We start from the raw sequence: 26,534 nt of genomic DNA on the forward strand, positions 1-26,534 counted from the left end.
GGCCGCACTCATCGCTCGGCTACAGACCACCCGCGCCGGAAGCATGGCTGGCATCAACCGCTCGGCAGTCGGACGAGCCGAACCCGGAGATCGCTGCGCTACACTAACAATCCAACTGCTACAAAACATCGGTCAGGCCAGTTCGAGATTGGCAAGAAGCCCCTTATGGTTGGTTTCCAACCAAGGCGTTCGCGAGTCAGTAATAACTGGACGTAGGATTGTCCATCGGCACATCCGACCAGACGAATCCAAATTGCTTCTTCGCCTACATGACCGATTTGCTTACTACCAGCACGTTGAGCCGCCGTCCGATCGCCTCCGCAATCTCGTAGGAGAGAATGCTTTCCTCGCCGACAGCATGGTAAGTTTCCCAGCAGCCACCTTCTCAGCTGCGAGCCCAAGCAGAAGAAACCATGAATACCCCCTATATAAAGACATAATTGTTTTCTTTTCTCGCCTCAATCTACGATGCCCCTGGATCAACGCTGAATCCATCCAGCCTGGCTGCCAGAGAAGCAATACGATGTCGGCTGAGATCTGACTACAGTCCCCATATTGCGACCCAGTTCTGGTCACGATGCCTCCCGCTCAGCGAGTGCGCAGCTAGTAAGCCTGCGGCGGCCGACCTGAACTCAATCGCCAATGGAATGCCACCAAAACAATTAGCTAACGAACGGCCAAATTCTCGGCTCAGACATGAATATAGGAGTAGTGACTATGACAGATACCAATGCAGTCGTTGCAGTTTATGACAGCCATGCCGCGGCTGAGAATGCTGTGGAGCAACTTCAAAAGTCAGGATTTGACATGGAGAAACTCTCGATCGTGGGGAAAGACTACCTCACGGAAGAGCATGTCACGGGCTATTACAACACCGACAGTCGCATGAAGCATTGGGGCAAACTCGGTGCATTCTGGGGCGGATTGTGGGGCCTTTTACTCGGTGCGGCATTCTTCTGGGTTCCTGGCGTTGGTGCAGTGTTGGTCGGTGGGCCACTGGTAGCATCGATCGTTGGGGCATTAGAAGCCGCGGTGGTAGTTGGCGGAGTGAGCGCCATCGGCGCAGGCCTCGTAAGTCTAGGCATCCCTAAGAACAGCGTCGTGACATATGAGACCGAGGTTAAGGCAGGCAAGTACCTGGTAATTGCCCATGGAACTGCGGATGACGCTGCAAAGGCCAAGAACATCCTGAACTCATCAAATCCTGACGGAGTAACGGATCACATTCTCATACCTGCTTAACAGATGTGAGAACGGCTTGCTCGACCATCTTGTGGCAGCCTCGAATCGAAAATACACCCCTTTCGCTGGAAACAATCCTTCCGTTGTTACCGGCGAAAGAGGGTGAAGCAGAATATGAGAACAATCGAAGGCCTTGGATATATTCGAGGTAACACCGCCCTATTGGGTGGAAGTGCATCCCCACACGGACATTGTTTCCTTGCGTAGAGTGCGTGAGGGTTGAGGTTTCTGTAGGTTGGATTGCGCAGATCCCGTACGATCCAGTCGCTCCTTGCAGAACAAACAAGCCATGCCTCATTCATAACTCGCTTCAGATGCTCTATATCTTTGCAGATGACTCCGTCTCAGCATTTTGGAAGACTCGCTGCATCACAAAGTCGGGCGTCACCTGCTCTCCAGCGAGCAGCATTGCGGTGAGCTCTCCACCCAGGACCTGTGGTGCAATCACAACATCGGGCTGCACCAGTTTGACTCGACTCAAGTGATGCGCGTCATTGACTGCCGCGACGGTGCGAATATTCGGCGCGAGTTCCTTGACTGCAAGAACCACAAATGCATTTTCTGAGTCGTCCGCCAGCATCGCCAATACCGCTGCTGCGCGATTTGCCCCCGCCTCTCGCAGTGTTTCAAGCATGCTGGGATCTCCGACAACCATGTCCAGGTCCTTGGGTTCTCCAGCCTCGCTGGCATCTCTTAAAATGCGGGTTACCGCTAAGCCGCGCTTACCGAGTTCACGCGCGGTGTTTGTTGCCAACGGAGTATTCCCGACTACCACAAAATGATTCTCCCGTTTCATATTCTTCCCTTTTCGGCTGACAATGCGCTGGAGACTTCGACTCACCAGGGGGCCTACAACAGCCGTAAGTGAGGTGGCAAACACAGCCACGCCAAGCACAATGACTGAGATCGTAAATAACCTGGCTTCGGGAGTCTGCGGAGTAATGTCTCCGTACCCCACAGTGCTCATGGTCACCACTGCATAGTAAAGAGCAGTAATGAGATCAGTGATGTGCGGATTGAATTCAAGACCAAGATAATAAGCGCCAAACGTTGCGTAGAGCAGCAACATACAGACAGCGGTCAAGGCAAAGAGCGTGCTTGCCGCAATGCTCGACCGATCAAAGTGCCGCCACCCAAGCATGAGCACAAAGATGATCAGTACGAAATATGCTGCTAAGAGTTCGTCGTGAACGTGCCTGCTGAGCAGTACATTCACGGTTGCTGTGATTGCCAGTAATAGAGCGACCATCCATGCCAGCCGTGAGCGCCAAAAGAGTGCCAGCCCCATCGTAACCATCCCGCCGCCAATGAATAGAGGTGGGAGCTTACGCAACTGAAGGTGAAATTCTCCATTTACCAAGGCACGCAGGCCAAGGTACCAGTGAGCGCCAAAGCCCCCCTCTAAGACCAAATAGCCGGCGAGGACCAGCATCAGAGCAATGGGTATGTGTGGAAACCAGTATTCGCCTCGAAGATCGCTATAGATGCGCCGGCGCCTCAAGCGAAGCGACTGGGTGCCCAACGAGATGAGCTGATGGAACTTCATCACTCGAATCATTCGCTCAAATGAATCTCACGACAATTTCCGAAATGGAGACAGAGCGACCGAAGCCTCGCTCGTCAGCACACGGAAGACAAAGGTCTCTTGCAGGTACAACTGCACAGTGGAGTCATTGTGACTGAGATAGCCAATTGAGACGTCCTGGGCGAGGTTGAGCTCGAAATCTCCACCTCGTGTGGTGAGAACAAATGCACCTTGAATGGCCGGTGCCCAGATCAGATCGCCATCCACGATGCGCTTGACATGATCGAGAACCGGATAGCCATGATCGCGGGTCTCGGCGAGCGCCGTATACTCATCGGGCCCCAGCGCAACCGAGTAGGGACCATTCACGCCGACGAGCCTCAGTTGACTCAACGCATGCGCAATCGCATCCGGGTAATCACGAACATCGGCGGGGAGTACATGGACAGGATTACTAGTCCCTTCGCGAATGCCCTGGATAGCTGCGTCCTTGTACCCGTCGAAAATCGCTCGGTCTTCTGCAAGAGCAAGCTTTTTGGCTGCATCTTTGGCGGGCTGCCAGTTAGAATCCTTCGCCCCCCGCTCTACGTCGTCGATCACCTGGCGAGACAGCTCAAAGGATACCCGCAGCTCGACAAGCGACTTGACCTCAAGCTGACTCGCAATGATTCCATCCGACGGAGCTTTGACCGGTTTCAGATGACCGGTTCCGACGCCGGAGAAAGCTCCACCCGCGGAAGATGCGACATCCACAATGCGCCGCCCCGCAAGATATCTCTTAAACGTACGCGCGGTCTCTTCTTCAATCTGAGACCACGCTGCATCTGAAATAGGTGCTAGTTCTCGATGACGATTGTTCATCGTTCTCTCCTTAAATCCTGCTTCTCTCTCTTTAAGCGTTTCAATCCCAAGCAAATCATCGTAAGCAGATGTAACCGAAGGCGACCCCCGGTCGAAACTCCGCATATTGAGAGGCTACCTGCCCTGCGATACATCCTTGCGATCCACTTCTCAACACCGTTGCCGATAGCTAGCCCTTGTTACTTTATCGCGCGACTCCTCCTCCCGTGAATTATGGAAACATATAGTTGCCAACCATCGCTAAGCACTGACGAACCGCAACGTGCAGTACTCATCCAGTGCCCCTATATGAAGACATAATTGCGGGCGCTTCTCGATCTTCGTTAGCATAACTGCGCGATGTGGTTCAGCTGGATCCGAGCCTCAGATCGTAGAATTCGTTCAATATTTCAACCATATTTCAGATCGTGTCCGTCCCCTTGCATCGACACTGGTCGAATTGGAATGAACGATCGATGCTGAGTGGGCCGACGTCGTATTGTCTTGCCGCGCATGTCACCTGAAGGATCGTGACATCCGTCACTTTTTCAATACTCACGCAAGGAGCCGCTATGAATCCGCTGTCTTCATCGACGTCCGCCGCTCAGCAATCACTCGATACCGAGTCACAATACATCGATGCACCGATGTCGGCGGCTGCCGCCTTCCTGGTCCTCGTTGTTAAAGACGATGACATATCGATTGAGACTGCTCGTTCCGTGCTGAGCAGCACGGATGACCTCATCAAGGACATCAAGGTTCGCGCAAATCACGGGCTCTTCACCTGCAATGTCGGAATATCTCATCGCGCATGGGTACCACTCACAGGGAAACCCGCACCTCGCGAACTGGCGCCGTTCCAAGAGGTGAAGGGCGCTACGCACACGGCGGTATCAACACCGGGCGATCTCCTGTATCACATCCGTGCCGAATCAAGAGACTTGATTGTCGAGTTCGAAAAGATACTCCTCGAAGCTTTTGGCGACTCCGTTACAGTGATCGATGATGTCGCCGGATTCCGTTATTTCAACGGGCGCGACCTGCTCGAGTTTGTCGACGGCACCGCCAATCCCGACGGACTCAGCCTTCCCGCCGCAACGATTGTCGGAGAGGAAGACCCAGCCTATGCCGGTGGCAGCTATGTTGTGATCCAGAAGTATCTGCACAACCTGCCTGCCTGGCGCGGGCAGACGGTGGAAACCCAGGAGGCGATCATCGGACGGACTAAGTTCGACAATGTCGAATTGCCGGATGCGTCCACAGGCCAGAAGTCGCATAAGACGCGTTGCACGATTCAGGATGCCGAGGGTGAACATGACATCCTGCGCGACAACATGCCATTCGCCGTTCCCGGCCTCGGTGAATATGGCACCTACTTCATCGGATATTCGCGCCATCTCTGGGTAATTCAGAAGATGCTGGAGCGGATGTTCCTCGGAGACCCTCCGCCGCTCCACGACCGCATCCTGGATTTTTCCAAGGCTGTGACAGGCGTGACTTTCTTCGCCCCTGCGCGCGCATTTCTCAGTGATCTTGGCAGCTGACCGATCGTTGCAAACCCGGCTTGTCGTTTAGCCGGCCGGATTTGCAACGATAAACAACGACAGGCATAGCGCGAAGAACTCTTTTACGCGATGCCCAGTCGCCATTATTGAGCGGCGCTGTCCATATGCTTCCGTGCAATGGCCTCGATCTGAGGTTCGGTCAGAGCAGAAAGATCCGCATCTTCGGTCGCAACTACTTTTTGAAAAATATCCCAGTGATGGGTCTTGAGAAACTCGCTCAGATAGACTGCAGCACTGCTTGTACCCTTTCCATCGCCAACAATCACAATTTCCCCTGCGGGGCGAACTGCCTTGGCAACCTCTTCATAGAAGGAGTTCTCCTCAGGCACGCGTTCTCCACTGTAGTGAGCTTCCTTCCGGTGAACGAGATGATGCTGAAATCCGTGCGGATCATAGGGCCGGATGGTGTGTTCATCGACTGGACGGCTCGCATCCACATCCTGATAGATATGGGCGCCATGGTGATCGATCACAACAATCATTCTGTTTGGCTTCGGGAGTGGGCTCACCTCAGGCACCGTTCCAGCAGCGCGAAGAAATTTGCGCAGCCGTGCAGCTTCCTCCACCTCCAACTCAGAGCCATGCGGCCGCCTGAATGTGGAGCGCTGTGTTCCTACCGAGAAGGTGAACTCGTTATTGCCGTGATCTTCGACAGTTCCGATATGACGGATGAGGTCAATGGCCTGAGCCCAATGAAGGTTTCGTGGAAGCTTGCCATGCAGAAGATCGGCATGCAGAGCCTCGAGTGCGGCAGGAAGTGTTTCGCTCATAGCGCGATCATAATCCCGGCCTCAACGCTTCACGCCTCATAGAAACCTATAATTGCGGTTCCAGATTGCGCACACTACAATCGCGTACGGCGAGAAGCTTGCAGGAGGCTCCTGGTCCGCCATCCTTAAAGTGTTGGCGGAGGCGGATCACCCACTTCTTCTTGCTGCTCATGCTTCAGGCAATAGCGAGTCCACGGAATAGCCTTGAGCCGCTTTTTTTCGATCAGGCCTCCATCCACAACGCACCGGCCATAGGTTCCGTGCTCAATGCGGCCTAACGCCTCACGAACCTGTTCGAGCACCTTCCACTGCAGGTTTCCTTCTGTGAACAGGACCCCCTTGATGTCGTCGTCTACGCTATGGTCGACAGTTTCATGAGCTGCGTCCGCATCCAACCCGCGAGCACCTGTGCCATCGTATTCCATTGCTGTCGAGAGCTCTTTTTCTTTTGCGAGCAGCAGATCCTTGTATTCATTGATTTCCATGCGGTTCTCCTTTCCACTCTTCTGCATCATATCGGGCTTACAGCGACAAACAGGCATATCTCACTTGGAAGATACGGCGAAGCCGCTTATGACAACTGATCCGTGCAGGACCTTTCGGCCGCATCCTTCTCAAGCAACGTCTTCCATCCGGGCAGATCCCTGGAGCCAGTAATCAGACGGGCTCCGGTGCGAAAACGGAGATACGTATATCCCCAGTTAACGAAGACGCTCCACCTGTTACGAAAATCCATGAGGAAGAAGATGTGTACGGTAAGCCAGGTCGCCCAGGCCATAAAACCGGACCAGTCAGCCCTGAAAGGCCAGACGATTCGGGCGACTGCCATCTTGCGCCCGATAGTCGCCATATCCCCCTTGTCGAAGTAGCGGAAGCCCTTTTGCTGTGCCGCTGCAGAAGGATCGCACACCAGCAAGCCGATGCGCCCGGCAGCATAGCGGCCCATCTGCATCGCCGGCTGCGCTACACCCGGAACCTGTTTGCCGTCCTGCTCGAAATGCGCCAGATCTCCGCAGATAAAGATCTCTGGATGCCCCTTCGGGTTGAGGTGTTCATCGACCAGCACGCACCCACGCCGGTCCAGAATGCTGTCGTTTCCCATACTGGCCGCCAGCAGCCTGCCGAGCGGCGAGGATTTTACTCCCGCGGCCCAGAGAGTGCAAACACTCTCTATTCGTTTAGTCTGTGCGCCCTCGCCAATGATGACGTAGCCAGGCTGCAGGTCCGTTACCAGTGCGCCAGTGTGCACCTCTACACCCAGCTTATGGAGTTGCAGGATTGCTTTCTGCTGTAAATCAGTCGGGTACATGCCTAATACGGCAGGAGAGCCTTCGAGAATGATGATCTTCGTTTTCTTTGTGTCGATATGATGAAAATCTTTCGCCATATAGAGTCTCGTAATGTCCGAGATTGCTCCGGCGAGTTCCACGCCTGTGGGCCCGGCACCGATGATGACGAACTGCAATGGAGGGTGCGAACCGGTTTCCACCATCTGCCGTTCCGCAAGTTCAAAGGCAAGCAAGACCCTCCGACGAATCTCCGTGGCGTCTTCAATCTGTTTCAGTCCTGGCGCCAGCTCTGCCCACTCCGGATGACTGAAGTAGCTATGTGTCGAACCAGTGGCCAGGACGAGATAGTCGTACGCTACGATTGCACCCGATTCAAGATGCACGCGACGGGACGGCGCTTCGATACTCACCACCTCATCCATCAACACCTCGGTATTCGTGTTACCGCTGAGGATCCTGCGAATGGGTTGAGCGATATCGGCTGGCGAAAGCACGGCGAGCGCAATCTGATAGAGCAGCGGTTGAAAGGTGTAATGGTTGGTACGGTCGATCACCGTCACATCTACCGGCAATTTCGCGAGTTGCTTCGCTGCGTTGATGCCTGCGAATCCTGCTCCCACCACAACTACGCGTGGCCTGGGTGCGCCTCCAGCGACTTCAGCAGCCATAGCAGCTACTCCTCTTCATTCCACCGCAATTCTCAAGCATCGAGGATCTCTGACTTCCTTTCTGCTTTCGTGTGAACGATGCCAATCTACGCGAGAGAAGACGGTCCGTGAATCATGGAAACATATAGGTGCACCATGCAATACGCCTATCTGTCCATCGTGCATAAAGCGCGGGAAAAACGATGCCTCGGTGCAATTGCAGGTACTCGCATATGTGGCCCTCCAAGCTATACATCGATATCGATTCACACCCTATATAAAGACATAATTGTGGCTCCTTTTCTCACGCCGCTACGATCAAGACGCGATGTGAGTCTTCTTCGCAGGATGGACGCGATTTCACAGCTCCCTCGCAAGAAAAGGAAGGTAGTGCATTATGGCGAAGGTCTTATGTGTTCTGTATCCCGATCCTCAAGCGGGTTACCCGCCACAGTATGCTCGGGACACGATTCCCACGATTACTCATTACGCTAACGGTCAGACTGCGCCAACGCCTAAGGGCCCCCTCGGCTTTAAGCCAGGCGAGTTAGTTGGCTGCGTCTCGGGTGAATTAGGCCTTCGCTCGTATCTCGAAAAACACGGCCACGAGTTGATCGTTACCAGCGATAAGGAGGGTCCGCATTCAGAGTTCGAAAAGCATCTTCCAGACGCTGAGGTTGTGATCTCCCAGCCCTTCTGGCCGGCATATCTGACCAAGGAGCGGATTGCGAAGGCCAAGAACCTGAAGCTCGCTCTCACCGCCGGCATCGGTTCCGATCACGTCGATCTCGAAGCAGCGGCCAAGGCAGGCGTCACCGTTGCCGAAGTGACCGGATCGAACAGCATCAGCGTGGCAGAGCATGTTGTGATGATGGTTCTCTCGCTGGTTCGTAACTATCTACCTGCACATGGACTCGCCGTCAACGGTGTCTGGAACATCGCCGATTGCGTCGAGCGCAGCTACGATGTGGAAGGAATGCACTTCGGTACGATCGCTGCTGGACGGATTGGCCTCGCGGTATTGCGCCGCCTCAAGCCCTTTGGCTTGTGCCTACATTACACCGATCCGCATCGGCTCAGCCCGGAAATTGAGAAAGAGCTCGGTCTGACCTTTCACCCTAATGCCGAGTCGCTTGTGAAAGAGGTCGACATCGTCAATCTTCAGATGCCGCTCTATCCCTCGACAGAGCATTTCTTCGACGACAAGATGTTTGCCAAGATGAAACGCGGCGCATATCTGATCAACACAGCTCGTGGCAAGCTGGTTGAACGCGATGCGGTCGTGCGTGCTCTCTCCTCGGGCCATCTCGCAGGTTATGCCGGTGATGTATGGTTTCCGCAACCTGCGCCGCTCGATCACCCCTGGCGCACCATGCCGTTCAATGGCATGACCCCACACATGTCGGGAACTTCGCTCTCTGCGCAGGCGCGCTATGCCGCAGGTACGCTGGAGATTCTTGAAAGCTATTTCGACAAAACACCGATCCGTCAGGAATACCTGATCGTTGATGGCGGGAAGCTTGCCGGTACAGGCGCCCAGTCCTACAAGCTGACTTAAATCCACAATCACATGTCCGAACGGGTGCCAGTCCCAACTTCAGAAGTTGACTGGCATCCGTTCTTTCACTTCTTTTTTCGACAGCGATCGTTCCGGATATCTGAATGAGTCTAACGTCGAGCAATGGCAACCTCGTACTGATACCGCGAAGGATACCTCGCGGTCCGTATTTTGCACTGCACCATGTTTCGAAAGCGTTTGGCTCCACGCTTGTACTCGATGACGTCAGCTTTAACGTCAATCGGGGAAATACTCTCTGCATCATCGACAGCAGCGGCGCGGGGAAAACAATCCTTCACCTGCTCATGGAATTTCTGAAGCCTGATTCCGGCCAGGTAATCGCAGAAAACGAAGACATCTCTGATTTTTCCCAAAAGCTGAATCAGCCGATCTCTCGAAAAATCGTGATGGTCTTTGAGGATGGAACCATCTTTAGACCTTCCACCAGTGACAAGATCAAGTACAGCTCACAAAGAATCCAGATGTCTCTGCGTCAGGAGAGGTCAAGGGAGACGCGACGCTGGAGGGCTGCCGTAGAGGCACTTGCCGAAAATCCAGAGGCTATTCTGCTGGACCGATCGAAGGCAAAGACATCTCCTTGCCAAATGCATCACTTGGAGGCTTTATTCCGACGCCGAAAGGCCGAAGGGAAAACGAGTATCGTCCTCACGGAAGAGAGTAGTGTGATACGGCGAATCGCAGATCAGGTTCTCCTTCTTGAGGATGGAAGCGTGCGGTTCTCGGGCACTCTCTCAGAAATGACTCGCACACGCAATCTGATTGACCTACCCTATCAATGGCTTGATCAACGCGTGCTTTCTTTACCATAGATTCGCGGCTTAAATGTGTTCTATGTTCGTGGTAGGTGCAGGAGTCAAGCAATGCAGGCGATACCGGTTGGAGTGAAGGGTTACGCTACTCTCGTGGTCGAGCCGAAGCATCTGGCCAACGAATTCAAGGACCCCTCGCTGCCACATGTGCTCGCAACGCCGATCCTGATTCTTCTGATGGAGAATGCGGCACTTGACGCCGTTCGCAGCTATTTGGATCCGGGGGAGAGTGCCGTCGGTACCGCGGTTGAGATCAAGCATCACGCGCCAACGCCAGTTGGGCAGCGCGTGATAGCTGAAGCTGAAGTCATTCGAATCGACAAAAGACGGATAATATTTTTGGTAACAGCCTGTGACGAGACTGAAGAGATCGGCGTGGGAGTCCATGAGCGCACGGTAGTGGATATCAGTCGTCTTGCGCAGCGCCTGGCGGCGAAGAGCAATCTGAGGTCAGGAAAAATGTAGTAACCTCGGTCGCTCTTCGCGAGGTTAGAGCCGGCCCGCTTCACCGTCAAGGAGATTGACGATGCACAGTCGCCTGATCCGCCGCATTCTTCTCATTACCGGATTGTTAGCTCTTATCACTTCAATCGGCACAGTCGGGTTTGTGCTGATTGAAGGATATCCATGGTTCGATGCTTTCTACATGACGCTCTCGACAATTACGACCATCGGCTATCAGGAGATCAAGCCGCTTAGCCATTCCGGGCGCGTGTTCAATTCATTCCTGATTATCGTCGGCGTTACCGCAGTGTTCGTGGCTGTGGGCGCGATGACCCAAACCATTATCGAGTTGGAGTTGCAAGGGCGCTATGGAGAGCGCAGAAGGAAGAAAATGATCCATCAACTTCGCGATCACTTTATCGTCTGCGGCTACGGTCGAGTAGGCCGCAACGCGGCCTACGAATTTCAAAGGACAGCCACCCCATTTTTGGTGATTGACCGCAATGAACAGCGCGTCGCAAAAGCTACGAACGCGGGTATGCTTGCTATGGCTGCCGATGCCACACAGGACGATAGCCTTCGAGAAGCAGGGGTGTTCCGTGCAAAGGGACTGATCGCAGCCTTGGCATCGGATGCGGACAACCTCTTTATCATTCTCTCTGCAAAAGCTCTCAATCCCCAATTGACCGTCGTGACGCGTGCATCAGAAGAAGAAGCCGGAGAGAAGCTGCGACGGGCCGGGGCTGATACCGTTCTGACTCCATTTTCCATGGCCGGCCGCCAGCTTGCCGATGTGCTGTTGCGGCCGCATGTGGTCGAGTTCATCGACTTTGCCAGGAGCAATATGGGAACCGGGGTTGTGATGGAACAGGTGCGAGTCTCGTCACAGGCAGAGTTCACCGGAAAGACTCTGGGGGAGTTGACGGAACTGCGTAGGTCGGGAGTCATCATCCTCGCTATTCGCAAAACATCGGGAGACACGACCTTCAATCCGGATCCAAATTTGGAAATTGCCGCGGGCGATTTTCTAATTGTGATGGGAGAGCGTGCAAATCTGCAACGCCTTGAAAGACTCATCACGGCATAACTGTCAGACAGAATAGCTCACGATCCAAGACACAATGGAATGTCTGCGCTCAACCCGGAAAACCGCATGAAAGAATCAGCACCAGGAGGCCATCATGAAGCGAAGCATAGCTGGGATTAATCCAACGGCCAAACCCTCCGGAACCGGTTGCGAGGAGTGTCTGGCCACAGGCGCATGGTGGTTTCACCTTCGTCGCTGTGCTGAATGCGGTCACATCGGGTGTTGCGACAGTTCTCCCAACCAGCATGCGACGAAGCATTTTCATGCCACAGGGCATCCCATCATTCGAAGCTTCGAACCAGGGGAGACGTGGTTCTGGAATTTCATCAAGCGCACCGAAGTAAGGGGCGAAGCACTTGCGCCGCCTGAATCGCATCCCAAAGACCAGCCGGTACCGGGCCCTGCTGGGCACGTTCCCTTAAACTGGCAATCGCTATTGAACGAATAGGGCTGATCGTCTACTTGGTCTACTTGTTTTATCTGAGGACATGTCATGACAGCCAAAACAACTCATCCCCATCCATGGCCGGCTCTTTCCTATCCGGCATTTGAGCCCACCCGATACTTCCTGCACATGGTGCTGCAGGCAATAGGCAAACTCAAGCTGGCAGCACCATTCCAGCCGCAGTGGGCCGAAGTGCCGTTATGGCTCAACGCGAGAGGTCTGACTACCGGCCTCATCCCATACGTCGACGGCGTCTATGAGGTCCGTGTCGATTTCATATCGCACGAGGTGCAATGGCTCACAAACTCGGGCATCTCGGGGCAAATAACCTTAGGGCCTACATCTGTTGCCGCGTTCGTCGACTCGTTCCTGAATCAACTTCACCACGCAGGGATTAACGCGTCGATCACGCTCATGCCACAGGAAGTGCCTAACCCGATCTCGTTCAACGAAGACAAAGAACAGCGCCCATACGATCGCAACCTGGTCGATGCATGGTGGGGCATCCTTCTCCGCTCTCAACATGTACTCAAAGCTTTTCAGGGACGCTTCACCGGCAAAACGCAACCCATCGGCCTGATGTGGGGAACACTCGACATTCGAGCTGTCTTCTATAACGGCAAACCGGCCTCACCGAGCGCAAACATCGGCTACATCCGCCGCAATGCGATGAATGCGGAGCTGATCGAGATGGGATGGTGGGCCGGCGACGCGTCCTATCCGAAGCCAGCGTTCTATTCCTTCACCTACCCTCAGCCGCAAGGAATCGAAAGCATGAAGGTCGCTCCAGACGTCGCCTGCTGGAATGCAGGAATGGGCGAGTTCCTACTCGATTACGATGACTTACGCCAATCCAGCAACCCCGACCGCGACTTGTTTGCATTCCTGGAATCCACCTATCAAGCCGGTGCCGCTTCGGCAGGTTGGAATCCCGGACTACTTGGCAGCGGCCGCCCTGACTAAACCTCGTGCAGTACATGGAACGAAGTCACAGCTCGGAACTTTTCGATCGCGTGGCCGAGCAGGTCTTTACAGCTCTCCATGCCAGGGACGAGGCCTAAGACCGACGACGCCTCTTCCGAAAGCTGTGAGCAGATGAGGGTGCCGCGGTTCTTTTTGGCGCAACGGGCATTCCATCATGGAAGTGCTTTCGAAGAACGTCTCGAAACCATTGATACAGATCTTCGTTTTCCAGCCGTGGATGCCACGCCATCAAGTACTGGAACCGTGGAATCTCTGCCGGAGCCTTGACTTGCCTGAAAGGATACCGGCCCAGAAATTGCGGGGCAACGCGCGACGGCACGGTCAAGATAAGTTCCGTATCACGAAGTGCCATAACACCAGCGAGGAAATAAGGGACGATAAGGCCAATCTCACGCCTTTTTCCAATTTCCGCTAGAGGTCTATCGACAAGCGTCTGTTGATTTGGATCCATTTCAATCATGACGTGTCGATACTGCAAGTATTGGCTGAGACTGAAAGCTCTTCCTTTATACGGATGGTTTTCAGCAACAAGGCAGACGAAGTGCTCTTGAAACAAAACCTCTGTATAGATCGGATGCGGCGGAGCCAGAGCACTGAAGACAAGATCGACCCGGCCCGCAAGTAAGTCCGCATAGGAGTACTCCTGCCAGGCTGACACGTGAATCTGCACACCGGGCGCAGCCAAGCTGGCAGGCCCAACAATGCGGGGCAGGATGACTGCCGTCGCATAGTCCGTCATCACCACCCGAATACGTCCAGTTGCGTCGCGGGGGGAAAAGGCTTGCCCGGTCAAAAATCTTTCCAGACGTGGCAGCATCCATTCAAGTTCCTGTAGAAGCTGCTTCCCGCGGGCCGTCAATAAATAATCGCGATGACCATCCCGAATCAAGAGATCGTCCGAGAATGTGTCGCGTAAGCGATCCAGTGCATGACTCATCGCCGGCTGTGATAGGTTTACACGCTTTGCCGCCCGCGTAACACTGCGTTCCTCGAGAAGTGCATGGAGCGGGACAATCAGATTCAAATCTATGTTTCTGATATGCACGTGATGAATTTTATCAATTTGATCCATGCATCGAGTCAATGAATTTGTTGGCGTCTAGATGAGAGGGGGGAGTGAAAGCACTGTCCAGCATTCCGCGAGATCGCCTTCGCTTCCATCATGTTCGCAGGACTCCGCGCGACAGATCCTTAAAGATGGCGAGAACAGGCTCTAGCCACCGATGCATTGGCCGCCCATTATATGTTCCTATAATATCGAACGCGTCGATTCTCAGATACATCTTAGAGAGCGCCGCTTGCGCAGGCGCACGGTAGCGTTTGGGTAGAGTGAGCTAACCTTTCATGCTCTTTCACTCTGCCGGGAACCATGGCTTTACGACCAGAACTCCTTGCGTCAAACGCTGAGTGTGAGAATCCCTGCCCGGCACAGTGAGAGGGGCGAGCTACATGGAACATTTGTTGGCCGCGCGGTCGCAGATGGGAATGTCGCTGGCATTCCATATACTCTTCGCAACGATAGGCGTCTCTCTTCCCTTGATGATGACGGTCGCGGAATGGCGCTGGCGAGCCTCAGGTGATGACTCTTACCTCTGGTTGGCAAGACAGTGGTCAAAGGGCGCAGGGATTCTCTTTGCCGTCGGAGCTGTTTCCGGCACAGTACTTTCCTTTGAACTCGGCCTTCTTTGGCCACGCTTCATGCAATATGCAGGCGCCATCATTGGCATGCCTTTCTCACTCGAGGGATTTGCATTTTTCACCGAAGCCATTTTTCTAGGAATCTACCTCTATGGCTGGAATCGCGTGCCAGAATGGCTCCATCTTGCGTCGGGAGGAATGGTTGCTATCAGTGGTCTTCTCTCGACCCTCTTTGTAACCGCGGCAAATGGCTGGATGAACACGCCTGCCGGTTTTCGGATCGAACATGGCCAATTCGTGGATATTCATCCATTCGCAGCGATGTTCAATCCAGCGGCTATTCCAGAAGGAATCCACATGGCTCTTGCGGCCTATTGCGCGGGAGGCTTTGCTACCGCCGGCATTCATGCATGGCTGATGCTCCGACGCGGCTTCAATCACTTTGATTCCAACGCGATCAAAATCGCGTTAGCAATCGGAGGTATGGCGGTTCTTCTCCAGAGCGTCAGTGGTGACGCCCTCGCGCGCATGGTCGCATCCAGACAACCGATGAAACTAGCAAGCCTGGAAGGTCAGTTCCAAACAGAAAGAAGTGCCCCACTGCGAATTGGCGGAATCCCCTTTTCCAGAGAGCGAGTGACTAAATACGCGATCGAGATACCCGACGGCCTCAGTCTCCTCGCATTTCATTCCCCTCATGCGCTGATTCAAGGACTGGAGGAAGAGCCTGAGGCCGACTGGCCTGATGTCCGCATCGTCCATATCTGCTTCCAGGTGATGGTGGGATGTGGGATGATTTTGTGCGCTATTGCCATCCTGAGCAGCATCTTGCAATGGAAGAGCCGTGAGGCGTTAAAAACGAAGTGGTATCTGAGAATCCTGATGTTTTTGAGCCCGCTGGGGTTTATTGCTCTTGAAGCCGGCTGGATGGTGACAGAACTCGGACGTCAACCCTGGATTATCTACCACCTGATGCGAACACGCGACGCCGTAACATCGATGCCGAATCTGAATCTCACCTTTAGCGCCATGACGGCGCTGTATATCCTTCTCGGAGTGATCACACTCTGGCTACTCGCGCATCATGTCATAACCCTTCCCGAGAGAAGCGACCAAAAGTTTCGTGAGGTGACGGAATGAACGCTGGTACCGCATTAGCAGCGGTCATTCTTGGTGGCACTATCCTGTATGCGCTGTTAGCGGGCGCCGACTATGGAGCCGGCTGCTGGGATATGCTCTGTTCCGGCGCGAGGAAGCAAGAGCAACAAAACCTCATTGCACGCGCCATACAACCGGTATGGGAGACGAATCATGTATGGTTGATCCTCGTTATTGTGCTGATGTTTTCAGGCTTCCCAGGCGCGTTCTCCGCTCTGTCCGTAGGGCTCGCGGTACCTTTGCTGTTCGTTCTACTAGGGATCGTCCTGAGAGGCTCCGCTTTTGTTTTTCGGGCCTACTTCGTGGGTGCCCCAGACATCCAATCTTCATGGGGTAGGGTCTTCTCCATCTCCAGCAGTTTTACTCCATTCTTTCTTGGTGTCATTATCGGCGCGATCTCATGCAATCAGACTATTGTGAGTCATGGAATCAGCGTGAATGGATTTCTGAAGACATGGTGGGGAATATTTCCGGTCTGTGTCGGCCTTCTTGCACTCATGCTCTTTGCGTTTTTGTCAGCAAGCTATCTCACAGTCGAAGCAACCACGGTCGAACTACAGGACGATTTCAGAAGTCGAGGGCTTGCAGCCTGGGTCACATCTGTCATCATGGCAGGCATCACGCTTCTTATGGCGGGTTCATCTGCATACGAGATCAGAAGCGCATTGATGAGTCTACGTGTATTCCCCATCGTGCTCCTCGCAATCTGTGTTTCTCTGGTGGCCGCTTATTCACTCTTCAGAAGATATTTCGCTATGGCAAGAGTGGCCGCCGCACTTCAGGTTGCACTCATTCTGCTCGGCTGGGGTCTGGCCCAATACCCTTACATAATTCGGCCTGATATCACAATCTCGAACAGTCAGGCACCAAACAATGTCCTGATCGCACTTCTGTTTGTGGCAGCCGGAGGAATGGTAGTGTTAGTCCCTTCTTTAACCTTGCTCCTCTACGTCTTCAAACGAAGAAATGCCTATCCTCAACGGCACATCACAACTCTACAATGATGACCAGAGCGAAAAGAGCATAGCGCATGAACAACCATCATCGAAACACCCCGCGTCCTCCAGCCGCACTTTCGCACTCGAGCAGCGGAACTATTTCGAGCCCCGAGAGGATCGTCTACATCGTGGACGACGATGCACGAGTAAGACGTTCCCTGGCTAATCTTCTGGCATCTTTCGACATTCCTACCCGAGCGTTTCCGTCCGCCCTCGAATACCTGAATTGCGAACTCCCAGACCTCCTGTCATGTCTCATTCTCGACATTAACCTTCCTGGCCTGAGCGGATTGGCGCTTCAGCAAAGGCTCGTAAGCCAGCAACACCCACCCATTATCTTTCTTACCGGACATGGTGACGTTCCGTCTTCCGTGCAAGCGATGAAGGCCGGAGCGGTCGATTTCCTACCGAAGCCGTTCCATAAGGATCAACTCTTACGGGCCATCGATGAGGCATTCCAACGCCATGCTGAATCGCGAGTCATCCACGCCGAACTTGCCGATTTAAACGCACGGTATGGCCGTCTCACTCCGAGAGAAAGAGAAGTTCTGGCCCTGATCGTCGCTGGCCGCTTGAACAAACAGGCTGCCGCCGAATTGGGGATTAGCGAGATCACCTGCCAGGTGCATCGTGGTCAGATCATGAGGAAGATGTCAGCCGAATCCCTGGCAGATCTGGTGCGCATGGCCTCGAAGCTCCAGATCCCCCTGCCGAAGCGTCTGGGCTCGTCATAACGTCTCTTCTCAAAAGAGTGATGGTGGGCGCAGAGACAAGAGGGGCGAGGGACAGTTCATGCCCCCGAAGCTGCCGTTTACTGGCGGGCTCTGGCCATACGCGTTAACTGGGTCATTCGAACCCGGATGGCTCAGCCAAGATCTTGGAAAGCATGACCATCGATTTGGATCCTCTGCACCAGTTCAGCAGACAGCTCATTTGCAGCCACGGCTCTGTAAAATTCCCATGGATGCAGACTGGACAAATCGGGCAACGCAGCTCCAGCTCGAACATAGAGACCTAAATTCGGCTCTTGCGAATTCACGTAGAGATCAAACTCTTGTATTGGAGTAGCTCCCCTTAGGTTTGCGTTAGCTTCCTCCGTTACACATCTCGCCTCAAGTTGCTCATCCGTCTCTTCTAAAGCTGCAGTCTGCTCGTCGATTTGTTCCTCAGCGATTTTGTTCTTGTCCGGAAGATTCATCTTTTCAGGCATAGCCTAGCCCTCTCGTCTTCTTATACTCCAGCACACATGTAGCGAATAGCCCCACCTGACATCATGATTCAGGAGCCGGCATGTGAGCGCGAAGGGCGCAGTTCGTCAAACAGCATATGACAGGAAAGCACGAAAAGATTAAGCCCAAACGACCACAGATAGCTATACAGCAACCATGACAACAGGTGGCCCGTAGCATAACGGAATATCAATAAGACCAGGCACGATACGGCTGCAATGACAGAAGATGCGTAACACCATTTGGAACGGTGATCATCGACGGTATCTCTTGCAGAGAGATACTCTGTCACGGCGACACAAAAAGCCTGCAGGGCTGCCAGATATAGAAACCACTTTGCCTCGCTTTGACTGGCGATAAAGCAGCCAATGCCAATCATCGTGCCGATTAATCCCTGAAAACGGAGCGCCACTCTTCCCGAATGTTGATGTGGGAGCATGAAGCTACTGGCCAACGCAATGGCGCTGTCAGCGACTATATATGCAGACAGAACCACAAAAGAGATCACAGTTCCGACCGGCATCAATAAAAGGGTTGCGTTTATCGCCGAACAAAAGGCGATCACACCCCCTGCCACCAGCGCGACGATACCACGCACGCAGGTAGCTCCCCAATATGCAGTGTAGTCCGTCATTCTTACGTTCCTTGCTAAAAAACCACAGTAAAACATTCGACATCAAGGCCGCCCGGAGCAAACCCGCTACGAATATTCGGGCTTATAGGCTCGAATAGTGAACTCAAAGGTCATACCGACATCCTTATTGATGGTAGCCCATAGCTGGCCACCGTGATTCTCAATAATGGAACGGCTGATGGAAAGACCTATCCCAAAACCTTCGGCTTTCGTACTGTAAAACCTGTCGAAAATGTAATCAAGCTTGTCGGGGGCTACAGCCATCCCCGTATCTCGGACAAGAACACCCACGGATTCTCGATGAAGATTGTAAGTGGCAATCAACAGTTCTCGTGGTCGATTTTGTACTGCGGCCATAGAATCGATACTGTTCTTGATGAGGTTACATATCACTTGTTGCAACTGGACACGATCTCCGAGAACCTGCTTCAGTCCTTGCGCGGGTTGAATTGTCAGGCTGATTGCGCCATTGCGAAGATCACCCTGAATGAGAGGCAAGATCTCTTCGACACACTGATTGAGATCAACAGGTTTCTTGTCTATCAGTGTCACCTGGCTTAACGCCTTGAGCCCCCGAACTACGTCCGCCGCCCACTCGCCATCACGGACAATCCACTCAGCTGTCTCATGTGCTCTGACCAGGTTCGGAGGAGTAGCGTCCAACCATCGCAAGAGTGCAGAGGCATTGGTCACAATTGCTGTTAGAGGTTGATTCGTCTCATGCGCAATCGAAGCCCCTAATTCACCAATGGTCATGACCCGCGATGCATGCTCGAGCTCCGTTCGAAGCGCTCGCAACATGGCCTCCGAGCGCTTTCGCTCTGTCATATCTATGACAAACGCAACTGTCTTGTGTTCTGCCCCATCCAGGCTTGTACAGCTGATCAAAACAGGGATATGAGTGCCATCCCGGCGTCGATACTCTCTTTCGTAAGGTTGAACCGATCCTTTCGCCTTCAGTTCATCCATCAATTGCTGGTCGTCTTCCCTCAACTCTGGCGGTGTTAGATCCGCCCATCGTATTCGCCCCGATTGAATGTCTTCGCGAGAATAGCCAATGATCTTCATAAATGCATCGTTGGCTTCCGCGATTTGCCCATCGTCCGTCCAGATAGCAATGCCGATAATATTGGCGTCCACCAACCTTCGAATCTGGGCCTCACGCTCGTGAAGTTCTTGGGTGAGACGCATGTTCTCAAACGACATGGCGGCTTGTGATGCCAAGAGCTTCAGAACGACTAAACATTCCGGCACGAGTGGATTTGACTTGTTGCGGTCTTCCAGAACAAGCAATGCGATGAGCTTACCCTTGCTCATCAGAGGCAAGCCAAGCATGGAACCGGAGCGATTTTGCCAAATGTAATCGTCAGGAGAATGTCCGTTGGGGGAAAACACATCCTCCCGAACAGTGCTTTCCGTCATGAGTCTTGTCAACTCGACAGCATAGCCAGGCAGATCCCCGTCCGAAGATCGCTCATCACGAAAATTCACCTCAACACGACCAGGCCGGGAAATTGCCTCCGCGACAACGCGAGCGTCCTTACGCTCATACATAATCAAAACAGCACGTTCAGAGCCAGCATATTGGCTCGCCGCCTTCATGAGTAAACGAATCAGGCGATCGGGAGCTATTTCATTTGAGACCTGCTGCAGCGTTTCAGCGATGACCGTGAAGTCAAGCAGCTCATTCCGAGCCTGAGAGATTTCAGAGGATCTATTGATAGCAACCAGTGAGCCGCCCTTGACCGACTGGACATGACCTTCGTCCTTACCTGGCCAGCGGGGAGCCCCATCGCCATGCACGCGGATTCGAAATTCGTCGAGTCTGGCGCGCGCATCCTCCCCTTTCACAATGCTCTTACTCCTTTCGCTGATTGCAGACTCTGCATTCCATTAAAAAGTCCCACCTCTCATTTGCATAATGAATTCCTAGAATTATAGATATTCACTATATGAATACATGACGGCTATTCCCGTCTCGGCCACGTGCACCGATCGATGGTCACGGCTCTTGCAAAACGACAACCGAACTTCACTAAAGGGACGACAAGCAGGAGATCTGCTTATCTCTTGCGCAGTCACATGCACTCCAGAATGCATCCTCGTGATGCCCGGAAGCCCTCAATTCCGGAAAAGGCTTTGAGCCGCTCCAGCGACTGACTCCGAGTGGAGTCCAAACTTCTTCTGAGCGTCTATTAGCTATACAAATGTCCCGACTGTATTCATCCCAATGATGCGAACTTTGCTGTCAACCACCGCGTTCAAATCAAACTTCGATATTCGTTCAACGCTCATCTGTCTCAATGAGGTGGAGAGAGTATGCATCTGATTAAAAGCTGCCTCCTAAGTGCGCCGCATCATAGAAACATATAATTGGCCGATATTTTGTGCGCTATTATCATGCTGATTCAAGGCATAAGCCGCTAAATCACCTTCAGGAACAGAGGCGTATTTCAAGAGCCGATCAAGCAATTCCTGAATAGAAGAGTTGTTTTGCAGAGAAAGAACATAACAGACACGCATACAACTTTGTAGGCTTCTAAAAGGGGATACAGATGAGCGCGAAGAATGAGCCTAGCAAAGGATTTAGTCACGATATGCAAGCTGAGAGGGTGCAACCCCAGCCAGACCATCCCATCCGAGCGATCGAGTTGTTTGCCTGGCTCGGCGTAGACGAGCTACATTCGGGAGAGATCGGCCTGAAGCAAGTATGGGCGCCTGGCGCGAAGATTCCCCTCGTGGCCGTAAAACGTTACACGATGGAGGCACCCGCCATTGTGGATGCAATGCAGAGGCAGGCAAAGGTCTATGGCAAAAAGATTCGCCTGTGCCGGTTTGTATTTGCAGAAGTTGTGTCCGAGACGCCGGCTGGCGAAGATAAGCCATGATCCCTGCCATGGATCCAAACCTCCAGGTTAACGCCTGCTACAGAGAGCCAAGTGCTTGCTCGGCGGGAAGCCTAAAAGGAATAGCGAAATGCAACCCAAAGCTCCCGTCATTATGATCATTCGCCACGCAGAAAAGCCAACTCAAGCAATTGCCGGCGTCAAACAAAAGGGCGAAAAAAATTCGCATCACCTGACGGTAAAAGGTTGGCAACGTGCAGGTGCGCTTGCGCACTTCTTTGCGCCCGGACACGCTCAGTCATCGGAGTCGTTGATTGTCCCACCTCAATTTCTCTTTGCCTCAGCGCCTTCGCATAGCGCAGATGACGAGTGCAAAAGCCACCGTCCCGAAGCGACCATCAAACCACTCGCAGAAAAACTTGGCCTGAAAATCAATATGACTTTCAACAGAGGACAAGAGTCAGCCGTTGCGAGTGCTGCCCAAGCCTGCAAGGGGCCCGTCCTGATTGCCTGGCAACACGACAGTATCTACGAAATCGCAAAAGTGATTCCTGGCGGAGACATTGCTCCTCAACACTGGCCCGAGAACCGATTCGACATCGTGTTCGTCTTCACCCTCCGCAGCTCCCAAAATGGCTATAGCTTTGACCAGGTGCCTCAATGCCTGCTTGCGGGTGACACTCCGGATGTGTTTTGACGACACTGGGTGCGCTCAACCGCGCCGACGCAATGCCTCATTCTCAAGCTGAACAAGGGACAATTTATCCAGAAGATCAAGGACCACCGAGATACCCGCGAGGTTGATTCCTAAAGAGCGCCGAAGCCGAACAATCTTCCGCAGGCGAGGCGCTGCCGCAGGATCGAACAGTAACTCGATCTCATTGCGCCTGATAGGAGTGATCAGTCCGAATTCTATAAACTGCGAAATCAGCGCAGGATGCACATCGGCATGGAGAGCGAGATCTTCGAGAGTCAATTCGGAGCCCTCACGACGGCGAAGAACAATGGCGTATGACTGCATCTTTCTCCTCCTAGAATTGCGAGTCGCGAGGATTGAAATGAGACTCAGTAGCAAGCTGTTCAAAGAGTTCTTTTTGCTTTGCGCTCAAGTCCGTGGGGTTCAGAATTTTGAGCCTGACATACTGATCTCCCCTTGCCCCATTTCTCTCGCTTAAACCCAGACCACGCAACCGAAGCTTTTTGCCCCCTTGTGTTTCCGGCGGAATTTTCATCTCTACCGATCCATCCATGGTCGGCACGTTGATGGTCGCCCCAAGTGCTGCCTCCCACGGAGAAACGGGCAATTCTATCTCGACGTCCTTATCTCCAATCACCTGAAATCGCTTATGAGGTTGAATCCGTATATGCAGAAAGAGATCGCCGGCAGGCGCGCCATTTCCACCGGCTTCTCCTTGCCCAGCCAATCGAATGACAGAATCCTGACGAACGCCCGCCGGAATCGTGACTTCGAGAGATTTCGGTCGAAGCACGACTCCAGCCCCTCCACAAGTGGGACATGCCTTGCCATCCTTCTTGCCACTCCCGCCACAGGTCGGGCATGTTTCTGTCGATTCGAAACTGATGGTCCGCTTTGTACCGCGATGTGCTTCTTCGAGGCTTAGCGTGATTTCTGCATCGACATCGCTACCACGCATCCGAAACCCACTGCCGGCCCGGGCGCTCCGTCGGCCGCCAAAAAGACTCTCAAAGAAGTCACTAAAATCACCCGAAGCCCTCTGACCGCCAGCGGAACCAAAGCCACCGTAGCCTCCTGCTCCTGGCTCCCAGCCGGGCGGCGGTGTGAAATCAGAGCCCGCCTTCCAGTTCTGCCCCAGTTGATCAAATCGTTTGCGCTTCTCCGGGTCTGACAAAACCTCATAGGCTTCATTGATCTCTTTAAATTTGTCCTCGGCAGCTTTATCGCCAGGGTTCACATCTGGATGATGCTTTCGCGCGAGCGCACGGTACGCTTTACGAATTTCATCCTGCGTCGCAGTTTTCGCTACGCCGAGAACTTCATAGTAGTCTCTGAATTTGACGGCCATCGGAACTCACTTAAATCAAGATGAGCCTCGGTGATGTCTCATTCACCAAGGCACAGGATGATGGAAACGCGATTAAGCCGCAACTCGCACGCGGGCAGGTCTCAGCAGATCATCACCGAGCCGGTAGCCGCGCTGGACCTCTTCAACGATGGTTCCCGAAGGATGCTCCTCGCTGGGCACAGAGTCAATGGCTTCATGCACACGGGGATCAAAAGGTTCGCCGACACTCTGGATCGTTTCGACCTTATGATGCTCCAGCAGACTGAGGAACCTGCGCTGTATGGCGCGAACTCCCTGCGTTAACGGAGAGGCAGCATCTTCCGCGTGATGCAGAGCGAGTTCGAGTCCGTCGAGCACTTCCAGGAGCGGGAGAAGGATCTCACGCTTCGCGGTTGAAACCGTATTAGTCCGCTCCCGATCAATCCGTCGCCTGTAGTTATCGAAGTCCGCCAGGGCACGGAGATACAAATCGTGCTCCTGGCGAACCCTCTCCTCGAGTTCACGAATACGCTCCTCGAGCGGATTATTATTACTATCCAGCACCGTTTCCATATCAGTCATAACCTCTCAGTCGAGGACACCGTCACTTTGTCTCGTTGAACTCAGCATCGATAACATCATCGTGATTGCCGCTCGACGTTGCCCCGACTCCCGCGCCTTCCGACGCAGTCGACTGACTGTGCGCTGCCGATGCCAAACCGTGAGCCATCTGCTGGAGATCGCCAGTAATCTGGCGCAATTTCGCAAGATCGGACGAGCCTTCTTTCACCAGTTGGCGTACGGAGTGGATCAGCTCTTCTGCCCGGGCCTTTTCGTTCTGCGGTGCTTTATCTCCCAGGTCCTGAATCTGTTTCTCCACCTGGTATGCAGTCGCGTCTGCCGTGTTTCGAACTTCGACCTCTTCACGACGCCGCTTGTCCTCTTCCGAGTGCTGCTGGGCATCGGCCACCATGCGATCGATCTCATCTTTGCTGAGCTGAGTCGATCCGCTGATCGTCACCTTCTGTTCTTTCCCCGTATCCTTGTCTTTCGCAGTAACGGTCAGAATACCGTTGGCGTCGATATCGAAGCTGACTTCCACCTGCGGAGTTCCTCGAGGCCCGGGACGAATGCCTTCAAGCCGGAAGTTCCCGAGCGTCCTATTGTCGCGCGCGAGCTCCCGTTCGCCCTGGAGCACGTGGACATCTACAGCGGTTTGATTGTCATCCGCGGTTGAGAAGACCTCGGACTTCCGCGCGGGGATGGTGGTATTGCGCTCGATCAGCTTGGTCATGACGCCACCTAGCGTTTCCAGACCCACTGAAAGCGGAGTCACATCGAGAAGCACCACACCTTTGACTTCACCCGCAAGGACGCCAGCCTGAATCGCAGCTCCGATCGCCACGACTTCGTCCGGGTTGACCGATTCGTTCGGCTCTTTTCCTCCTGTCAGACGGCGGACCAGCGCCTGCACTGCCGGAATGCGCGTGGAGCCGCCAACCAGGATCACTTCGTGGACCTCTTTCTCCGCAATGCCCGCATCCTTCAGGGCCTGCTTGACCGGGCCGATGCAGCGCTCCACAAGATCAGAGGTCAATTGATCGAACTTGGCACGCGTAAGCTTCATTTCCAGATGCTTCGGTCCGGTGGCATCCGCTGTAACAAAAGGAAGGCTGATGGTGGTCTCCAGTACAGACGACAGTTCAATCTTTGCCTTCTCCGCAGCGTCCGTCAGACGCTGCAAGGCCTGACGGTCCTTTCTCAAATCAATCCCCTGTTCGCGCTGAAACTCTTCCGCAAGCCAGTCCACAATGCGCTTATCGAAATCGTCTCCGCCCAGGTGGGTGTCGCCAGCCGTCGAACGCACCTCGAATACTCCGTCCCCAACGTCGAGGATCGAGACATCGAAGGTTCCTCCACCGAGATCGAAGACCAGGATCGTTTCGTTTGTCTTCTTCTCGAGCCCGTAAGCCAGCGCAGCTGCGGTCGGCTCATTAATAATCCTGAGCACATTCAGTCCTGCGATCTTGCCGGCGTCTTTCGTCGCCTGCCGCTGGGCATCATTAAAGTAGGCCGGGACGGTGATCACCGCATCGGTAACCTTCTCCCCCAGATACTTGGCCGCATCATCAACCAACCGACGCAGCACGATGGCCGAGATTTCCTCCGGCGAATACTCCTTGCCCTGAATCACAAAGCGAACGGCATCGTTCGGTCCGGCCACTACCTTATAGGGAACGTTCTTGATCTCGGACTGCACCTCGGAGAAGCGTCGCCCGATGAATCGCTTGGCCGAATAAATCGTGTTCTCCGGATTCAGCACGGCCTGACGCCTCGCCATTTGCCCGACGAGACGCTCGCCCGTCTTGGTAAACCCCACAACAGAAGGAGTCAGGCGGCTTCCTTCATTGTTGATGATGACCGTTGGTTTCGCGCCTTCCATCACCGCGACGACGGAGTTGGTCGTTCCCAAATCTATGCCTACTGCTTTTGCCATGACATCCTACCTCGCATGCTTCAAAGTTGGGGTCGCTTGGGTATTTCTGAAGGAGGCTGATAGCCAACAACGGCCCAGTTCCATCACGCCCACTCTGGGTTTGCGCGAGGACTGCTGGAGACCTGTCAGCGATGGTAGAGTCCGGCTGAAAGCGCGGCAATTATATCTTTATATAAGAGGTATGAAGCAATGACAGTGCTGATGCAGAGAGCGATCCGCTCTGCGTTCACGCTGCATGGATCCCGTTGCTCTGCTGTATGGATCTGGTGAACATAGAGAAGCCA

At 53.7% G+C, this 26,534-nt stretch carries 26 protein-coding genes; 13 read left to right on the forward strand and 13 right to left on the reverse strand.

Annotated features, from left to right (window positions below; genetic code table 11):
• Positions 1–717 precede the first annotated feature (717 nt).
• A complete protein-coding gene (locus ESZ00_RS19815; RefSeq protein WP_129210155.1) occupies positions 718–1,242 on the forward strand; it encodes a general stress protein in 525 nt (174 codons plus the stop codon).
• A 319-nt stretch (positions 1,243–1,561) separates the two neighbouring features.
• Here the strand turns inward: ESZ00_RS19815 and kch are convergent, their stop codons facing one another.
• A complete protein-coding gene (gene kch / locus ESZ00_RS19820; RefSeq protein WP_129210156.1) occupies positions 1,562–2,788 on the reverse strand; it encodes a voltage-gated potassium channel protein in 1,227 nt (408 codons plus the stop codon).
• Positions 2,789–2,815: 27 nt separating this feature from the next.
• On the reverse strand, positions 2,816–3,628 hold the full coding sequence (locus ESZ00_RS19825) for a family 1 encapsulin nanocompartment shell protein (protein ID WP_129210157.1): 813 nt from the start codon (positions 3,626–3,628) through the stop codon (positions 2,816–2,818).
• Between the two features lie 551 nt (positions 3,629–4,179).
• Between ESZ00_RS19825 and ESZ00_RS19830 the strand changes: the two genes are divergently transcribed.
• A complete protein-coding gene (locus ESZ00_RS19830) occupies positions 4,180–5,151 on the forward strand; it encodes a Dyp-type peroxidase (RefSeq protein ID WP_129210158.1) in 972 nt (323 codons plus the stop codon).
• A gap of 104 nt (positions 5,152–5,255) precedes the next feature.
• On the opposite strand, the gene ESZ00_RS19835 is transcribed toward ESZ00_RS19830, so the two are convergent.
• From ESZ00_RS19835 to ESZ00_RS19845, 3 genes are all read right to left on the reverse strand, one after another.
• On the reverse strand, positions 5,256–5,738 hold the full coding sequence (locus tag ESZ00_RS19835; RefSeq protein WP_129210159.1) for a hypothetical protein: 483 nt from the start codon (positions 5,736–5,738) through the stop codon (positions 5,256–5,258).
• Between the two features lie 329 nt (positions 5,739–6,067).
• Entirely contained in the window at positions 6,068–6,427 is a 360-nt protein-coding gene (locus ESZ00_RS19840; protein ID WP_129210160.1) for a TraR/DksA family transcriptional regulator, read from the reverse strand.
• A gap of 86 nt (positions 6,428–6,513) precedes the next feature.
• Complete coding sequence (locus ESZ00_RS19845; protein ID WP_129210161.1) at positions 6,514–7,899, reverse strand: NAD(P)/FAD-dependent oxidoreductase; 1,386 nt, start codon at positions 7,897–7,899, stop codon at positions 6,514–6,516.
• 376 nt (positions 7,900–8,275) lie between these two features.
• Here ESZ00_RS19845 and ESZ00_RS19850 point away from each other — a divergent pair, with 376 nt between their 5' ends.
• The 6 genes from ESZ00_RS19850 to ESZ00_RS19875 all read left to right on the forward strand — a co-directional run bounded on the left by ESZ00_RS19850 (position 8,276) and on the right by ESZ00_RS19875 (position 13,205).
• Positions 8,276–9,436, forward strand: a complete 1,161-nt coding sequence (locus tag ESZ00_RS19850; RefSeq protein ID WP_129210162.1) for an NAD-dependent formate dehydrogenase — start codon at positions 8,276–8,278, stop codon at positions 9,434–9,436.
• A gap of 104 nt (positions 9,437–9,540) precedes the next feature.
• Complete coding sequence (locus ESZ00_RS19855; protein ID WP_129210163.1) at positions 9,541–10,266, forward strand: ATP-binding cassette domain-containing protein; 726 nt, start codon at positions 9,541–9,543, stop codon at positions 10,264–10,266.
• Between the two features lie 51 nt (positions 10,267–10,317).
• Positions 10,318–10,731, forward strand: coding sequence for a thioesterase family protein (locus ESZ00_RS19860; protein ID WP_129210164.1), 414 nt, complete (start codon positions 10,318–10,320; stop codon positions 10,729–10,731).
• Between the two features lie 61 nt (positions 10,732–10,792).
• Complete coding sequence (locus tag ESZ00_RS19865) at positions 10,793–11,797, forward strand: potassium channel family protein (RefSeq protein ID WP_129210165.1); 1,005 nt, start codon at positions 10,793–10,795, stop codon at positions 11,795–11,797.
• 94 nt (positions 11,798–11,891) lie between these two features.
• Positions 11,892–12,245: a UBP-type zinc finger domain-containing protein gene (locus tag ESZ00_RS19870; RefSeq protein WP_129210166.1), complete on the forward strand. Its 354-nt coding sequence runs from the start codon at positions 11,892–11,894 to the stop codon at positions 12,243–12,245.
• Positions 12,246–12,290: 45 nt separating this feature from the next.
• Positions 12,291–13,205: a DUF5996 family protein gene (locus ESZ00_RS19875; protein WP_129210167.1), complete on the forward strand. Its 915-nt coding sequence runs from the start codon at positions 12,291–12,293 to the stop codon at positions 13,203–13,205.
• A 94-nt stretch (positions 13,206–13,299) separates the two neighbouring features.
• Here ESZ00_RS19875 and ESZ00_RS19880 read toward each other — a convergent pair whose 3' ends face one another.
• Positions 13,300–14,298 (reverse strand): LysR family transcriptional regulator, encoded by a 999-nt coding sequence (locus ESZ00_RS19880; protein WP_129210168.1) that lies wholly within the window; start codon positions 14,296–14,298, stop codon positions 13,300–13,302.
• 377 nt (positions 14,299–14,675) lie between these two features.
• Between ESZ00_RS19880 and ESZ00_RS19885 the strand changes: the two genes are divergently transcribed.
• From ESZ00_RS19885 to ESZ00_RS19895, 3 genes are all read left to right on the forward strand, one after another.
• Positions 14,676–16,004 carry a cytochrome ubiquinol oxidase subunit I gene (locus tag ESZ00_RS19885; RefSeq protein ID WP_129210169.1) on the forward strand — a complete coding sequence of 443 codons (1,329 nt, stop codon included), beginning with the start codon at positions 14,676–14,678 and terminating at the stop codon, positions 16,002–16,004.
• On the forward strand, positions 16,001–17,026 hold the full coding sequence (locus ESZ00_RS19890; protein WP_129210170.1) for a cytochrome d ubiquinol oxidase subunit II: 1,026 nt from the start codon (positions 16,001–16,003) through the stop codon (positions 17,024–17,026). The genes ESZ00_RS19885 and ESZ00_RS19890 overlap by 4 nt, the downstream gene beginning before the upstream one ends.
• Positions 17,027–17,148: 122 nt before the next feature.
• Positions 17,149–17,754, forward strand: a complete 606-nt coding sequence (locus ESZ00_RS19895) for a response regulator transcription factor (RefSeq protein ID WP_229741399.1) — start codon at positions 17,149–17,151, stop codon at positions 17,752–17,754.
• A gap of 131 nt (positions 17,755–17,885) precedes the next feature.
• Here the strand turns inward: ESZ00_RS19895 and ESZ00_RS20220 are convergent, their stop codons facing one another.
• From ESZ00_RS20220 to ESZ00_RS19910, 3 genes are all read right to left on the reverse strand, one after another.
• Positions 17,886–18,230, reverse strand: coding sequence for a hypothetical protein (locus ESZ00_RS20220; RefSeq protein WP_204520245.1), 345 nt, complete (start codon positions 18,228–18,230; stop codon positions 17,886–17,888).
• Between the two features lie 68 nt (positions 18,231–18,298).
• On the reverse strand, positions 18,299–18,883 hold the full coding sequence (locus ESZ00_RS19905; protein WP_129210171.1) for a hypothetical protein: 585 nt from the start codon (positions 18,881–18,883) through the stop codon (positions 18,299–18,301).
• Positions 18,884–18,949: 66 nt separating this feature from the next.
• The gene (locus ESZ00_RS19910) at positions 18,950–20,734 is read right to left on the reverse strand and encodes a GAF domain-containing sensor histidine kinase (RefSeq protein ID WP_129210172.1); all 1,785 of its coding nucleotides are present in this window, start codon (positions 20,732–20,734) and stop codon (positions 18,950–18,952) included.
• Positions 20,735–21,438: 704 nt separating this feature from the next.
• Here ESZ00_RS19910 and ESZ00_RS19915 point away from each other — a divergent pair.
• Together ESZ00_RS19915 and ESZ00_RS19920 are read left to right on the forward strand one after the other, a co-directional pair.
• Positions 21,439–21,771 carry a hypothetical protein gene (locus ESZ00_RS19915; protein WP_129210173.1) on the forward strand — a complete coding sequence of 111 codons (333 nt, stop codon included), beginning with the start codon at positions 21,439–21,441 and terminating at the stop codon, positions 21,769–21,771.
• Between the two features lie 88 nt (positions 21,772–21,859).
• Positions 21,860–22,426: a hypothetical protein gene (locus tag ESZ00_RS19920; RefSeq protein ID WP_164981649.1), complete on the forward strand. Its 567-nt coding sequence runs from the start codon at positions 21,860–21,862 to the stop codon at positions 22,424–22,426.
• A gap of 15 nt (positions 22,427–22,441) precedes the next feature.
• Here the strand turns inward: ESZ00_RS19920 and ESZ00_RS19925 are convergent, their stop codons facing one another.
• The 4 genes from ESZ00_RS19925 to dnaK all read right to left on the reverse strand — a co-directional run bounded on the left by ESZ00_RS19925 (position 22,442) and on the right by dnaK (position 26,250).
• Positions 22,442–22,750, reverse strand: a complete 309-nt coding sequence (locus ESZ00_RS19925) for a chaperone modulator CbpM (protein ID WP_129210174.1) — start codon at positions 22,748–22,750, stop codon at positions 22,442–22,444.
• Between the two features lie 10 nt (positions 22,751–22,760).
• Entirely contained in the window at positions 22,761–23,774 is a 1,014-nt protein-coding gene (locus ESZ00_RS19930; protein WP_129210175.1) for a DnaJ C-terminal domain-containing protein, read from the reverse strand.
• Positions 23,775–23,846: 72 nt separating this feature from the next.
• The gene (locus ESZ00_RS19935; protein ID WP_164981650.1) at positions 23,847–24,326 is read right to left on the reverse strand and encodes a nucleotide exchange factor GrpE; all 480 of its coding nucleotides are present in this window, start codon (positions 24,324–24,326) and stop codon (positions 23,847–23,849) included.
• Positions 24,327–24,357: 31 nt separating this feature from the next.
• Positions 24,358–26,250 carry a molecular chaperone DnaK gene (dnaK, locus tag ESZ00_RS19940; RefSeq protein WP_129210177.1) on the reverse strand — a complete coding sequence of 631 codons (1,893 nt, stop codon included), beginning with the start codon at positions 26,248–26,250 and terminating at the stop codon, positions 24,358–24,360.
• Positions 26,251–26,534 lie beyond the last annotated feature (284 nt).

It is taken from the genome of Silvibacterium dinghuense (assembly GCF_004123295.1).
GTDB classification, from domain to species: domain Bacteria; phylum Acidobacteriota; class Terriglobia; order Terriglobales; family Acidobacteriaceae; genus Silvibacterium; species Silvibacterium dinghuense.